Here is a 13536-nt window from a genome sequence, read left to right on the forward strand (position 1 = left end):
GGGTGTCCGTCCTCGGTCCGGCCGCCCGTTCCCGACGAGGGGCGCCGTTGCCCGGTGCCGGCCGCTGCGGGCGGACACCCCCCACCCCGTCCCCTTCCCGCCGTCGGCGCCTGCGGCCCGTCACCCCTTCCGAGTCGGGTGCGGGATGGGCGGTCCGTCCATGGCGGACGGTGACCGTGGACACCTAGGGGCGCGGGGAACTGCGCGACCAGCCACGACGTGCCCGCGCGGGCCTGGTGCGGCCTGAGGCGGGTGGTCCGCCCAGGGCGACGGCAACCGCGGTCACCTAGGGGCGCGGGGAACTGCGCGGCCGGCCGCGACGTGCCCGCACGGGCCCTCGCGCCCCCCGGCCGGCGGGATCTCCGTGGTGACGGGGGGCGCGAGGGGGCGTCACGCCGCGCGGGGGAGCGTGCTCGTGGGGTCCGCTCGGTGGAGGGAGCCTGTCAGGCCCAGGTCGGTCAGGAGGGCCGTCGTGGCTCGGTGGGCGGAGTGCAGGGCGCCCTGGACCGTGCTCGTGTCGCGGTGGTCGCCGCAGACGTAGAGGCCGGCCAGGAGGCGTACGGGTTTGTGCAGGTCGTGCGGGGGGCGCATGGCCGGGACCGCCTCGGGGGTGTGGTGGACGGCCAGGGTTTCCCAGCGGGCCGTGGACGTGCCGTAGAGGCGGGCCAGGTGGAGGCGGACGGCGGTGTCCACGTCGGCGGGCGGGGTGCCGAGGACCGTGGAGGAGATCAGGGCGCGGCCCGCTGGCGCGCGGGTCGGGTCGACGCTGCTGATCACCGCCGTATGGGCGACCGGGCCGCCGCGGTCGGCGTCCAGCAGCAGGGAGGCGTCCGTGCCCGGCGGGTCGTCGGTCGTGTGGTGGACGACCGTCACCGGGTGGAAGGAGGGCACCCGCAGGCCCGGCAGCAGCTCGGCGGCGGTGCGGGCGTCGGTGGCGACCAGGACCGCGCGGCAGCGGAAGACGCCGTGTTCGGCGGTCGTCACGGAGGTCGTGGCGACCGACGTGACGCGGACGCCGGTGTGCACGGTGCCCGGCGGCAGGGTGCGGGCCAGCAGCTCCGGCAGGACGTCCGCGCCGCCCTCCGGCAGGCACAGCCGGCCCGCGGCGAACGCGCGCAGGGCCAGGTCGGCGCAGCGGCTGGACGTGGTCAGCTCCGGGTCGCACAGCAGGGCGGCCAGCAGCGGGCGCAGGAAGCCCTCGACGGTGCGGGCGGGCAGGCCGCGCGCGGTGAGGGAGAGGCCCGCCTGTGTCTCCGGGCGGGCGAGGACCTCGTCGATCGGCAGGTTGGCCAGCCGGGTCAGGGCCGGGACCAGCCGGGCCTGGTCGACCGGGGTGCCCAGCGGGGCACTCGCGCGGGCCCGGGGCGCGGCGGCCGTACGGGGCGCACTCGCCAGGGCGCGCACTACGTATAGTGCGCCGCGTGCGCCCCCGGTGCTCCGTGCGCCCCGGCCGGCCGCGGTGGCACCGGCGTGGTGATGCCGGCCGTCGCTGTGCAGCAGGACGCCGGGGGCGAAGGGACGCACGGGCAGCGCCTCCAGCCCCGGGGTCAGGCGTAGTTCGGGATACGCGGTGGACAGCAGCCGGCCGACGCGGTCGAGCCGGAAGCCGTCGACCTTCTCCGTCGCCATGCGGCCGCCCACGCATGGGGCGGCCTCCAGTACCGCGGTGGTGATTCCTGCGCTGGTCAGCCGATGCGCTGCCGAGAGTCCGGCAACCCCGGCTCCCACGACGACGACGTCTGCCTGGTACGCGGGCTCAAGCACGTGCCCCTCCTCGAGGTTGCGCGGCCGGTGGAGACGTCATGCCCCCAACGGGCGTCCCGGATACCCGAGTTCGGGTCGAGGTTAGGGCGGTGATCGGTCAGGAACAGTCGCGCATGGACAGGGCACGGGCGCACGCCGGTCGCATACGGTCACATCCGTCCCCGGTTCTGTCTCACGCCGCGCGGATCGCATCCTCGATGCCCGGGAACGCGAACGTGAAGCCCGACCGCAGCAGCCGCGCGGGGAGGACCCGCTGGCTGCCCAGGACGTCGCCCGCCATCTCACCGAGGGCCAGGCGCAGCGCGGAAGCGGGGACGGGCAGCGCGGCCGGACGGTTCAGGACGCGCGCCATGGCCTCGGTGATCTCACCGTTCGTCAGGGGCTCGGGGGCGGTGAGGTTGAACGGGCCCGACAGGTCCGTGCGGTCCAGCAGATGGCGGAGCGCGGCGACCTCGTCGTGCAGCGCGATGTACGACCAGTACTGCCGGCCGTCGCCCAGCCTGCCGCCGAGCCCCGCCCGGAACAGCGGGAAGAGACGGCCCCACGCGCCGCCCGACCTCGACACCACCAGGCCGGTGCGCGGCAGCACCGTGCGCACCCCGGCCGCGCGCGCCGGTTCCGTGGCCGCCTCCCACTCCACGCACAGCTCGGGCAGGAAGCCGGTGCCGGGCGCCGCGTCCTCGTCCACCGCCCTGTCGCCCGTGTCGCCGTAGATGCCGATCGCGCTGCCGTTCACGAACACCCGCGGCGGCCGGTCCAGGGACGCGAGGGCCCGCGCGAGCGTCCGGGTGCCCTCGACGCGGCTGGAACGGATCCGCGCCTTGTACGCCGCGCTCCAGCGGCGGTCGCCGATCCCGGCCCCGGCGAGGTTGACCACGGCGTCACAGCCCTCCAGCGCGCCGCCGTCCACGTACGAGCGCTCCGGGTCCCAGCGGACCTCGTCCGGGCCGGCCGGCTCGCGCCGCACCAGACGGACCACCCGGTGCCCGTCGGCGGTCAGGGAACGGGCCAGGGCGCTGCCGATGAGGCCGGACGCGCCGGCCACCGCGATGCGTGCAGGGTGCATGACCCACATCCTCTCCGGTGCCCGCGGGAAACCGCGGTGAGACGCGTGCACCCGGCCCCGTAGGGTGACCGGCATGCCCGAGTCGAATCCGTCGCTCATACGTACCGCCCGAGCCGAGGACGAGGATGCACTGCGCCGGCTGGACCGCGCCGTGTGGTCCCCCCTGCACGCCGTCTCGGGGCCGCCCGCGCCGGACGCCCCCTTCTTCCCGCGGGACGCCGGGCCCGAGGCCCATCTGGTCGCCGAGACCGACGGCCGCGTCGTCGGATACCTCCGACTCGGCACGCCCACCCCGCTCCCCTCGAACGCGCACGTGCGCTACATCCGCGGCCTCGCCGTCGCCGACGAGGCGCGCGGCAAGGGCGTCGGGCGGGCCCTGCTGCGGGCGGCCGTGGCCGAGGCCCGCGCCAAGGGGTTCCGGCGGATCACCCTGCGCGTCCTCGGGCACAACACCGTGGCGCGCGCCCTGTACGAGTCGGAGGGCTTCGTCGTCGAGGGCGTACAGCCGGAGGAGTTCTTCCTGGACGGCGTGTACGTCGACGACGTGATGATGGGCATGCGGCTGGTGTGACGCCCCCCGGGGGCTACGACGTGACCAGGTCGCCCGTGTCCACCGCCTCCGTGGCGTTCGCCGCCTGCCGGGCGTCCTCGGCCACCTCGGCCGCCGTCAGGACGTAGCCCGTCTCGTCGTCCGAGGTGGAGCGGGCGAAGACCACACCGAACACCCGGCCGTCGGTGGTCAGCAGCGGGCCGCCGGAGTTGCCCGGGCGCACCGTCGAGCGGATCGAGTAGATCTCCCGGGTCACGCTCGCGTCGTTGTAGATGTTCTGGCCGGTCGCACGGACCCGGCCGGCCACCGTCGCGGCCTGGAGATCGAGGTCGCCGTCCTGCGGATAGCCGGCCACCACCGCCCGGTCGCCGCGCCGGGCGCCGTCGTCGAAGCGCAGCACGGGCGCCTTCAGATCCGGCACGTACAGCACCGCCACGTCCCGGTCCGGGTCGAACAGCACCACCCGCGCGTCGTACGTCCGGCCGACGCCGCCCACCCGCACGCCCGGGTGGTCGATGCCCGCCACCACATGGGCGTTGGTCATCACGTGCCGCGGCGCGTACACGAAGCCGCTGCCCTCGCGGCCCTGGGTGCCCGTGGCCCCCTCGATCTTCACCGTGCTCAGCTTCGCCGCGTCCGTGGCGGCCGCCGTGACACTGTCCCCGGTGGGCCGGGGCACCTCGGCCGTCGACTCGTTCTCGAACGGGTTGAACACCTGCGGGAAGCCCGCCTCGGTGAGCGCGGACGTGGCCCGCGAGAACCACGCCGGCGTGGTGTCCGGCATGACGTCCTGCACCGCGCCGAGCAGCCGTGAGTCGCGTATCGCGCTCGTCACCAGCGGAGTGGAGGTCACGCCGAGCACGCTCGCCGCGACCCACGCCACGAGCAGCACGGCGAGCGCGTTGGCCGCCGCCCCGCCGACGCCGTCGGCCACCCGCAGCGGACCCCGGTCCAGCTCCCGACGCAGCCGCAGCGCGAGCCGCCCCGCCAGCTCGTGCCCCACCACGGCCGGCACCAGCACCGTGAACACCGCCACGACCGTCGCCGCGGTCGTCCCCGGCGACACCAGGCGCATCACCCAGGGCAGGATCCACACGCCCACCGCCGCACCGCCCACGAAACCGGCCAGCGAGACGCACCCCGCCACCAGGCCGCGCCGGTAGCCGGAGCCCGCGTACGCCAGGATCACCAGCAGCAGCACGATGTCGAGCAGGTCCACGAAGCCGCCTCTCTCTCGCCCCCGGACGTGCGGGCCAAGGGCACCCCTGGGTACGCGCGCCAAGGGCCGGATGATCAGCCGTCCATCGAACCGGTCACCGCCGCGGTACCCCGGAAAACGCCCCGGACCGGGACGATGGTTCCACCAGGTGGCACACCACACATCGCGGACCGGTCGCGACGCGCCCACAGTGGGACTCATGCGTGTCGTGCGAAGAGCGCGCGAAGCCGTCCGGGCCCGCAGCGGTGCCCGGACCGCCGCCCGCGGCGTCCGCCCCCGGATACCCGGCCCCGCCCTCGCCGCGGCCGCCTGCCTGCCGGGCGTGGCCGCGGCCGCCGCCCTGGTGCTGTGCGCGGCCGGCGTGGAGCGTGCCGTCACCTCCCCGCGTCCCGCCACCCGGCCGCAGGCCGCCCACCCCGCGCCGCACACCGCGCCCCGGCCGCGGATCGTGCCCCGCGCGGCCTGGCTCGGCACCCAGGTCCGCGGCGCACAGCCGCCCCCGCGCTACGACGACCAGGTCGTCGCCGTCTTCGTCCACCACACCGACACCCCCAGCGCCTACGACTGCGCCGACACGCCCCGCATCATCCGGGACGTCTACACCGGCCAGACCGGCGGCCGGGACTGGGACGACATCGGCTACAACTTCCTCGTCGACCGCTGCGGCACCGTCTACGAGGGCCGCGCCGGCGGTGTCGACCGCCCGGTCACCGGCGCCCACACCCAGGGCTTCAACCACCGCACCGCGGGCATCGCCGCCATCGGCACCTTCACCGGGAGCACGCCGGTGCCGCGCGCCATGACCGACGCCATCGCCGCCCTGATCGCCTGGAAGCTCGGGCCGGCCGACGTCGACCCGCGCGGCCTCGCCCACCTCACCTCCAGCAACAGCGGCAGCCGCTTCCCGCGCGGGGCCGTCGCCGACCTCCCCGTGGTCGCCGCCCATCGCGACGCCTACGAGACCACCTGCCCGGGCGCCGCCCTGATCGCCCGGCTGCCGGAGATACGGCAGCGGGCCGCGGCACTGCAAGGCAGGACCGCCCGGTGACAAGGCGGCCGGTCCCGGGCGGCGGCCCGGCTCACTCGCGGAAGCGGTACCAGAGCTTCGGGTAGCGCTCCGCGAGGACACCCTCGTCCTCGAAGTCGACCGGTGTGCCCGCCGGTTCCGAGGGGGCCGGCGGAATGCCCAGGTCGGGGGCGACCGTGCCGGTGAGCTGTTCGTAGGCCTCGTCGGCGGCGTAGCCCAGCTCCTCGCCGTCGCCGTCGATCTCCTCGTCGAAGTCGCCCAGCAGGTCCGCGAGCGCGTCCGGATCGTGCAGGGCGCCCTCGAACACCTCCCGGCCCTGGCCGATCAGCCAGCACCGGAAGAAGTCGAAGGCGTCGTCGCTCGCCCCGTCCAGCAGCACCCAGGCCGCGCCCCACAGGTCCCAGCGGTAGGCGCGGTTGTAGCGGACCTCGAAGTGACGGGCGAAGTCGAGCACCGCCTCGGGGTCCTGCTGGAGCAGCCGCTCGACGAGCAGGTCCGCCTGTTCCTCCGGGTCGCCCTCGGCGGCCTCGCGAGCGGCGTCGATCAGCTCCCAGAACTCCGTCTCGTCCATCACGGGTCCAGCATCCTGCGTCGGGGACGGGGGCGCACGCGGAGTGCGCCGCATCGTCACGGACGGGCGCTCGCCGCGTCACCTGCGCCGTCGTACAGCCGCGCCAGCCGTGCCGCCTCCTCGGCGAACCGTGCGCGCAGGCCCGCCGGGGCCAGCACCTCCGCCTCGGCCCCGAGCGCCCTCAGCTGGGTGTGCGCGACCTCCTCGGACTCCACGGGCAGCGTCACCGTCACCCGGCCCTCGCCGTCCGGCTCCCCGGCCGACGCCAGCGCCTCCCGCGCGGACACCGCGTCCACGGCCCACCGCAGACCCCGCACCCCCTCGGGGGACAGCCGTACGACGACCTCGGTGCGCAGCAGCGAGCGGGCGAACCGCTCGGAGTGCTCCGCCCAGAAGCCGGGCAGGTCGAAGTCCTCGTCCCGCGTGAAGCGCTCGTCACCGGCCGCGACGGCGGAGAACCGGTCGATACGGTACGTGCGGTACGCCCCGTCCTCGGGCACCCGCGCGCACAGGTACCAGACCCCCGCCTTCAGGACCAGCCCGTACGGCTCCAGCACCCGCTCCACCTCGCGCTCGCCCCGCCGGTAGCGGGCCGTGACCCGGCGGTCGTCCCACACCGCCTCCGCGACCGCAGGCAGCAGCCGAGGCGTCTCCGGTTCCCGGAACCAGGCCGGCGCGTCCAGATGGAACCGCTGTGCCGCCGTACGGGAGGCGTCGCGCAGCGACGGCAGCAGCGCGGCGGACACCTTCAGCCGGGCCGCCGAGGCGGCGTCCTGCAGCCCCATCTCCCGCAGCGCCCCCGGCACCCCGGACAGGAACAGCGCCTCCGCCTCGCCGCGCGCCAGCCCCGTCAGCCGCGTGCGGTACCCGCCGATCAGCCGGTACCCGCCGGCCCGGCCCCGGTCCGCGTACACCGGGACGCCCGCCTCGCTCAGCGCCTGCGCGTCCCGGGTGACGGTCCGCTCCGACACCTCCAGCTCCCGCGCCAGCTCGGCGGCGGTCATCGAGGGCCGGGACTGCAACAGCAGCACCATCTTGATCAGGCGGGCAGCACGCATACGGCCATCATGCCGGGACCCACCGACGACGAAGGGGTACGGCGGCTGCCGTACCCCTTCACCGTGCGACCGGCGTGCTTACAGGCCGTACTTCTCGCGGGCTTCCTTCACCGACGCGGCCTTGACCTCGCCGCGGCCGGCGAGCTGGGCCAGCGCCGCGACGACGATCGACTCCGCGTCGACGCCGAAGTGGCGGCGGGCGGCCTCACGGGTGTCCGACAGACCGAAGCCGTCGGCGCCCAGCGAGGACCAGTCCTGCTCCACCCACTGCGCGATCTGGTCCGGGACCTGGCGCATGTAGTCGGAGACGGCCAGCACCGGGCCCTCGGCGCCCTGGAGCGCCTGACGGACGAACGGCACCCGCTCCTCGCCGCGCAGGAGAGCCGCGTCGGCCTCCAGCGCGTCCCGGCGCAGCTCCGTCCAGGAGGTCGCGGACCACACGTCGGCGGCCACGCCCCACTCGTCGGCGAGCAGCTGCTGCGCCTTGAGCGCCCAGTGGATCGCCGTGCCGGAGCCCAGCAGCTGGATGCGCGGGGCGTTCGCCGGGACGGTGACGCCCGCCGACTCCGCCGTGTTGAAGCGGTACAGGCCCTTGACGATGCCCTCGTCGATGCCGAGGCCCTGCGGCTTCGCCGGCTGCGGCATCGGCTCGTTGTAGACCGTCAGGTAGTAGAAGACGTTCTGGTCCTCACCCGGCTTGGCCTCGCCGTACATCCGGCGCAGACCCTCACGGACGATCACCGCGATCTCGTAGGCGAACGCGGGGTCGTAGCTGAGCGCGGCCGGGTTGGTGGCGGCGATCATCGGCGAGTGGCCGTCGGCGTGCTGCAGGCCCTCACCGGTCAGCGTGGTGCGGCCGGCGGTGGCGCCGACGAGGAAGCCGCGGCCGAGCTGGTCGCCGAGCTGCCACATCTGGTCGGCGGTGCGCTGCCAGCCGAACATCGAGTAGAAGATGTAGAACGGGATCATCGCCTCGCCGTGCGTCGCGTACGACGACGAAGCGGCGATGAAGTCGGCCATGGAGCCGGCCTCGGTGATCCCCTCGTTGAGGATCTGGCCGTTCTTGGCTTCCTTGTAGTACATCAGCTGGTCGCGGTCGACCGGCTCGTACGTCTGGCCCTTGGGCGAGTAGATGCCGAGGGACGGGAAGAGCGACTCCATGCCGAAGGTGCGCGCCTCGTCGGGGACGATCGGCACCCAGCGCTTGCCGGTCTCCTTGTCGCGGACCAGGTCCTTGACCAGGCGGACGAACGCCATCGTGGTCGCCACGCTCTGCGAGCCGGAGCCCTTGTCGAAGGCGGCGAACGCCTTCTCGGCCGGGGCGGGCAGCGGAGCCAGCGCGTGCGTGCGGCGGGCCGGGGCCGGGCCGCCGAGCGCCGCGCGGCGCTCCTGGAGGTAGCGGACCTCGGGGGAGTCGGCGCCCGGGTGGCCGTAGGGGACCACGCCGTCGACGAAGTCGCTGTCCTTGATCGGCAGCTCGAGCAGGTCGCGCATCGCCTTGAACTCGTCCACCGTCAGCTTCTTCATCTGGTGGTTGGCGTTCTTCGACGCGAAGCCCTCGCCGAGGGTGTGGCCCTTGACCGTCTGGGCCAGGATCACGGTCGGCGCGCCCTTGTGCTCGACGGCGGCCTTGTACGCGGCGTAGACCTTGCGGGCCTCGTGGCCACCGCGCGAGAGGTGGAAGCACTCGAGGATCTTGTCGTCGCTGAGCAGCTTCGCCATCTCGGCGAGCGCCGGGTCGGCGCCGAAGAAGTCCTGGCGGATGTAGGCGGCGTCGCGGGTCTGGTACGTCTGGATCTGCGCGTCCGGTACCTGGCGCAGCCGGCGTACGAGCGCGCCGGTGGTGTCGAGCGCGAACAGCTCGTCCCACGCGGTGCCCCACAGCGTCTTGACGACGTTCCAGCCGGCGCCGCGGAACTGGGCCTCCAGCTCCTGCACGATCTTGAAGTTCGCGCGGACCGGGCCGTCCAGGCGCTGCAGATTGCAGTTGATGACGAAGGTGAGGTTGTCCAGCTCCTCACGGGCGGCGAGCGCGAGGGCCGCCGTCGACTCCGGCTCGTCCATCTCGCCGTCGCCGAGGAACGCCCACACGTGCGAGGCGGAGACGTCCTTGATGCCGCGGTTGGTGAGGTAGCGGTTGAAGCGCGCCTGGTAGATCGCCGACAGCGGGCCGAGGCCCATGGAGACGGTCGGGAACTCCCACAGCCAGGGCAGGCGGCGCGGGTGCGGGTAGGACGGCAGGCCGTGGCCGGCGGCCTCCTGGCGGAAGTTGTCCAGGTGGGCCTCGGTCAGGCGGCCGTCCAGGAAGGCGCGGGCGTAGATGCCGGGGGAGGCGTGGCCCTGGATGTACAGCTGGTCGCCGGAGCCGTCGCCCTCCTTGCCCTTGAAGAAGTGGTTGAAGCCGGTCTCGTAGAGCCAGGCCGCGGAGGCGAAGGTGGCGATGTGGCCGCCGACGCCGTGCTTGGCGCCGCGGGTCACCATGGCGGCCGCGTTCCAGCGGTTCCACGCGGTGATGCGGGCCTCCATCTCCGGGTCACCGGGCAGGCCCGGCTCCGCGGAGGTGGGGATGGTGTTGACGTAGTCCGTCTCGAGGAGCTTCGGCAGGGCGATGCCGGCGCCCTCGGCGCGCTCCAGCGTGCGCCGCATCAGGTACGCGGCCCGGTGCGGCCCGGCCGCCTTGGCGACGGCGTCCAGGGAGGCCTGCCATTCGGCGGTCTCCTCGGGGTCGCGGTCCGGGAGCTGGTCGAGCTCGCTCGGCTGGATGGCGTTGGGGTCGGTCATGTCGCCGCCTTCCTCAGTCGAAGGGGGGTTCCCTCACAGTGAAGGGTTCGGAGGTGCCCTTGGTCTTTGGCAGGACAGGGCTCAAGAACTTCGGTGGAAGTCCGTCGGTGACTCTAACTCCGTGATCGATGATCGATCAAAGGGTTGAGGGCGAAAACCTCTTGATCACGAGAAAGTAGGCACGGGGTGCCTCCGGCGGTGGCACGGGGTGACGGTGCGAGTGGGCTGTTTGTGCAGGTGAGCGGGGTGGGGCTCGGGTGGTTGCGTTGGGGTGGAGGTGGGGGCTCGGGTGGTGCAGCGGGATGGCGGGGGCCGGGGTGGGGATCGGATGGTGCGGCGGGGTGTCGGGTGTGGGCGGTGCGTCTCGGGTGGTGCGGTGGGGTGGCGGGTGCCGGCCGTGGGTGGCTGGTCGCGCAGTTCCCCGCGCCCCTTTCAGGGGCGCTACGGGCACCCGGCGCAGGCCGGTCCCCCCGTGCTCCCTCAAGCGCGCTGCGGGCACCCGGCGTAGGCCGGTCCCCCCGTGCCCCCTCAGGGGCGCGGGGAACTGCGCGATGGGGGTCCGGGGGCGGAGCCCCCGGGGACGGGACGGGTAGGGGCGGCGGGGGCGAAAACCAGGGGGCTGCAGGGCAGGCCACCGGCCGGCGGAGCGGAAGGCACCCACACGCGGGGGGCGCTGCCAGGGAAGGGGGCGGCAGCCGTACGCGCGGGGCGGCACAGCCCGGAAACCGGGCGGTGGCCCGGCACGCCAGGACGGTGCCAGGAGACGGGGCGGCAGCCCTACGCGCGGGGCGCGCAGCCCAGCACGTGGGCCTTCACCAGCTCCGCGATCCGCGGGTCACGGCGCTGGAAGGCCTGCACCAGCTCCTCGTGCTCCTCCGCGTACGACTGCTGCACCGTCCCCAGCCAGCGGATCGACAGGGCGGTGAAGACCTCGATCCCGAGGCCCTCCCAGGTGTGCAGCAGGACGGAGTTGTCGGCGGCGCGGACCAGCTCGCGGTGGAATCCCACGGTGTGCCGCACCTGGGCCGTGCCGTCGGCGTTGCGGTCGGCCGCGTACAGGGCCGTGACGTGCGGCTGGAGGACCGAGCAGTCCACCGCCAGCTTCTCCGCCGCCAGCTCGGCCGCGATGGCCTCCAGGCCGGCCCGCACCGGGTAGCTCTCCTCCAGGTCGGCCGCCGTGAGGTTGCGTACCCGCACGCCCTTGTTCGGGGCGGACTCGATCAGCCGCAGCGACTCCAGCTCACGCAGCGCCTCGCGGACCGGAGTCTGGCTGACCTCCAGCTCGGTGGCGATCCGGCGCTCCACGATCCGCTCGCCCGGCTGCCAGCGCCCGCTGACGATTCCCTCCACGATGTGCTCGCGGATCTGTTCGCGCAGCGAGTGGACGACGGGCGCGGTCATGAGAGCTCCTTAGGGAGGGCTGACATGTAGACAATACGGCGGCTTCGCTCCGCGGGGAGGGCGTGCAGGGGTGTCTTTGCGCAGGTGAGACCAGGGTTACACGCCGTGGGCCCGGCGGGGCGCCCACTGACCCGGGTTCGTCCCAGGTCGGGCGGGTGCGGCTCGTATGTGGCCGGTCGCGCAGTTCCCCGCGGCCCGGGGGCGGTGCGGGCGCCGGTCACAAAGGCGGCGCCCCGCCCGGAGGACTCCGGACGGGGCGCCGTACTGCCTGACCTCACTGGACTCAGAGGCCGAGCTCGACCTCGAACTCGCCCGCCTCCAGGATCGCCTTGACCGCGGTCAGGTAACGCGCGGCGTCGGCGCCGTCCACCAGGCGGTGGTCGTAGGACAGGGTCAGGTAGACCATGTCGCGGACGCCGATGACCGTGCCCTCGGCGGTCTCGATGACGGCCGGACGCTTGACCGTGGCACCGATGCCGAGGATCGCGACCTGGCCCGGCGGCACGATGATCGTGTCGAAGAGCGCACCGCGCGAACCGGTGTTGGAGATGGTGAAGGTCGCACCGGACAGCTCGTCCGGGGTGATCTTGTTGGCGCGGACCTTGCCGGCCAGCTCCGCCGTCGCCTTGGAGATGCCCGCGATGTTGAGGTCGCCGGCGTGCTTGATGACCGGGGTCATCAGGCCCTTCTCCGAGTCCACCGCGATACCGATGCTCTCGGTGTCGAAGTAGGTGATCGTGCCCTCGGCCTCGTTGATCTTGGCGTTGATGACCGGGTGGGCCTTCAGCGCCTGAGCGGCGGCCTTGACGAAGAACGGCATCGGGGAGAGCTTGACGCCCTCACGCGCGGCGAAGGAGTCCTTCGCCTGGGCGCGCAGCCGCATCAGCTTGGTGACGTCGACCTCGACCACCGAGGACAGCTGGGCCTGCTCGTGCAGGGCCTTGACCATGTTGTCGCCGATGACCTTGCGGATCCGCGGCATCTTCACGGTCTGGCCGCGCAGCGGGGAGACCTCCAGCGCGGGGGCCTTCTTCGCGGCGGCGGGAGCGGCGGCGGCCGGAGCCGGCGCGGCGGGAGCCTTGGCGGCCTCGGCGGCGGCCAGGACGTCCTGCTTGCGGATACGGCCGCCGACGCCGGTGCCCTTGACGGTGCCGAGGTCGACACCGTTCTCGGCGGCGAGCTTGCGCACCAGCGGGGTCACGTAGGCGCCCTCGTCGGTCGCCTGGGTGGCGGTCGGCGCGGTGGGTGCGGCAGCCGGGGTGACCGGAGCCGGGGCCGGGGCGGGCGCCGGGGCGGCGGGCTGGGCCGGAGCCGGGGCGGCAGCGGCGGGCGCGGCCGGAGCGGCGGGGGCCGGGGCCGGGGCCGGGGCCGGGGCCGGGGCGGCCGGCTGGGCCGGGGCCGCGGGGGCGGCCGGGGCCTCGGCGGCGGGCGCCGGAGCCGGGGCCGGGGCGGCGGCCGGAGCGGCACCCGCCTCACCGATGACGGCGAGCTTGGCGCCGACCTCGGCGGTCTCGTCCTCGCCGACCACGATCTCGAGCAGCGTGCCGGAGGCGGGCGCCGGGATCTCGGTGTCGACCTTGTCGGTGGAGACCTCGAGCAGCGGCTCGTCGGCCTCGACGGAGTCGCCGACCGACTTCAGCCAGCGGGTGACGGTGCCCTCGGTGACGGACTCGCCGAGCGCCGGGAGGACCACGTCGGTGCCCTGTGCGGAGGAGGCGCCGGAGGTGGCCTCGGCGGACGGGGCCGGGGCCGGGGCGGCCTGCTCGGTGGACGGCGCGGCCGCGGCGGGCTCGGGGGCCGGAGCCGGAGCCTCCTCGGCGGCGGGGGCCGGAGCGGCAGCGGGGGCGCCGGTGCCGTCGTCGATGACGGCCAGCTCGGCGCCGACCTCGACCGTCTCGTCCTCGGCGACCTTGATGGAGGCCAGGACACCCGCGGCGGGGGAGGGGATCTCGGTGTCGACCTTGTCGGTGGAGACCTCGAGCAGCGGCTCGTCGGCCTCGACGCGCTCACCCTCGGCCTTCAGCCAGCGGGTGACGGTGCCCTCGGTGACGCTCTCACCGAGCGCCGGAAGGGTTACGGAAACCGCCATGGTTTCGGTT

General features: G+C 74.3%; 10 protein-coding genes. 2 read left to right on the forward strand and 8 right to left on the reverse strand.

Annotated elements, in window-relative coordinates; genetic code table 11:
• Positions 1-390: 390 nt before the first annotated feature.
• Together AB0E88_RS32990 and AB0E88_RS32995 are read right to left on the reverse strand one after the other, a co-directional pair.
• Positions 391-1764: an NAD(P)/FAD-dependent oxidoreductase gene (locus AB0E88_RS32990; RefSeq protein ID WP_361638270.1), complete on the reverse strand. Its 1374-nt coding sequence runs from the start codon at positions 1762-1764 to the stop codon at positions 391-393.
• A gap of 172 nt (positions 1765-1936) precedes the next feature.
• Positions 1937-2830, reverse strand: a complete 894-nt coding sequence (locus AB0E88_RS32995) for a TIGR01777 family oxidoreductase (RefSeq protein ID WP_361638272.1) — start codon at positions 2828-2830, stop codon at positions 1937-1939.
• A gap of 73 nt (positions 2831-2903) precedes the next feature.
• On the opposite strand from AB0E88_RS32995, the gene AB0E88_RS33000 reads away from it, so the two are divergent.
• Entirely contained in the window at positions 2904-3401 is a 498-nt protein-coding gene (locus AB0E88_RS33000; RefSeq protein ID WP_361638274.1) for a GNAT family N-acetyltransferase, read from the forward strand.
• Between the two features lie 13 nt (positions 3402-3414).
• Here AB0E88_RS33000 and AB0E88_RS33005 read toward each other — a convergent pair whose 3' ends face one another.
• Positions 3415-4599, reverse strand: a complete 1185-nt coding sequence (locus tag AB0E88_RS33005; RefSeq protein WP_361638276.1) for a MarP family serine protease — start codon at positions 4597-4599, stop codon at positions 3415-3417.
• Positions 4600-4798: 199 nt separating this feature from the next.
• Between AB0E88_RS33005 and AB0E88_RS33010 the strand changes: the two genes are divergently transcribed.
• The gene (locus tag AB0E88_RS33010) at positions 4799-5647 is read left to right on the forward strand and encodes a peptidoglycan recognition protein (protein WP_361638278.1); all 849 of its coding nucleotides are present in this window, start codon (positions 4799-4801) and stop codon (positions 5645-5647) included.
• A gap of 31 nt (positions 5648-5678) precedes the next feature.
• On the opposite strand, the gene AB0E88_RS33015 is transcribed toward AB0E88_RS33010, so the two are convergent.
• The 5 genes from AB0E88_RS33015 to sucB form a co-directional block, all read right to left on the reverse strand.
• Positions 5679-6197: a DUF4240 domain-containing protein gene (locus AB0E88_RS33015; RefSeq protein WP_361638330.1), complete on the reverse strand. Its 519-nt coding sequence runs from the start codon at positions 6195-6197 to the stop codon at positions 5679-5681.
• A gap of 56 nt (positions 6198-6253) precedes the next feature.
• Complete coding sequence (locus AB0E88_RS33020) at positions 6254-7255, reverse strand: YafY family protein (RefSeq protein ID WP_361638280.1); 1002 nt, start codon at positions 7253-7255, stop codon at positions 6254-6256.
• A gap of 78 nt (positions 7256-7333) precedes the next feature.
• Entirely contained in the window at positions 7334-10036 is a 2703-nt protein-coding gene (gene aceE / locus AB0E88_RS33025; RefSeq protein WP_361638282.1) for a pyruvate dehydrogenase (acetyl-transferring), homodimeric type, read from the reverse strand.
• Between the two features lie 777 nt (positions 10037-10813).
• On the reverse strand, positions 10814-11437 hold the full coding sequence (locus AB0E88_RS33030; protein ID WP_361638284.1) for a GntR family transcriptional regulator: 624 nt from the start codon (positions 11435-11437) through the stop codon (positions 10814-10816).
• 283 nt (positions 11438-11720) lie between these two features.
• Complete coding sequence (gene sucB, locus AB0E88_RS33035) at positions 11721-13526, reverse strand: 2-oxoglutarate dehydrogenase, E2 component, dihydrolipoamide succinyltransferase (RefSeq protein WP_361638286.1); 1806 nt, start codon at positions 13524-13526, stop codon at positions 11721-11723.
• Positions 13527-13536 lie beyond the last annotated feature (10 nt).

Source organism: Streptomyces sp. NPDC028635 (assembly GCF_040637635.1).
Taxonomy (GTDB): Bacteria; Actinomycetota; Actinomycetes; order Streptomycetales; family Streptomycetaceae; genus Streptomyces.

Bases quoted from the DNA above. Each gene is read 5' to 3' on its own strand.
- AB0E88_RS32995 (WP_361638272.1), bottom strand. From the start codon at position 2,830: ATGCACCCTGCACGCATCGCGGTGGCCGGCGCGTCCGGCCTCATCGGC.
- AB0E88_RS33000 (WP_361638274.1), top strand. From the start codon at position 2,904: ATGCCCGAGTCGAATCCGTCGCTCATACGTACCGCCCGAGCCGAGGAC.
- AB0E88_RS33010 (WP_361638278.1), top strand. From the start codon at position 4,799: ATGCGTGTCGTGCGAAGAGCGCGCGAAGCCGTCCGGGCCCGCAGCGGT.
- AB0E88_RS33015 (WP_361638330.1), bottom strand. From the start codon at position 6,197: ATGGACGAGACGGAGTTCTGGGAGCTGATCGACGCCGCTCGCGAGGCC.
- AB0E88_RS33020 (WP_361638280.1), bottom strand. From the start codon at position 7,255: ATGCGTGCTGCCCGCCTGATCAAGATGGTGCTGCTGTTGCAGTCCCGG.
- aceE (WP_361638282.1), bottom strand. From the start codon at position 10,036: ATGACCGACCCCAACGCCATCCAGCCGAGCGAGCTCGACCAGCTCCCG.
- AB0E88_RS33030 (WP_361638284.1), bottom strand. From the start codon at position 11,437: ATGACCGCGCCCGTCGTCCACTCGCTGCGCGAACAGATCCGCGAGCAC.
- sucB (WP_361638286.1), bottom strand. From the start codon at position 13,526: ATGGCGGTTTCCGTAACCCTTCCGGCGCTCGGTGAGAGCGTCACCGAG.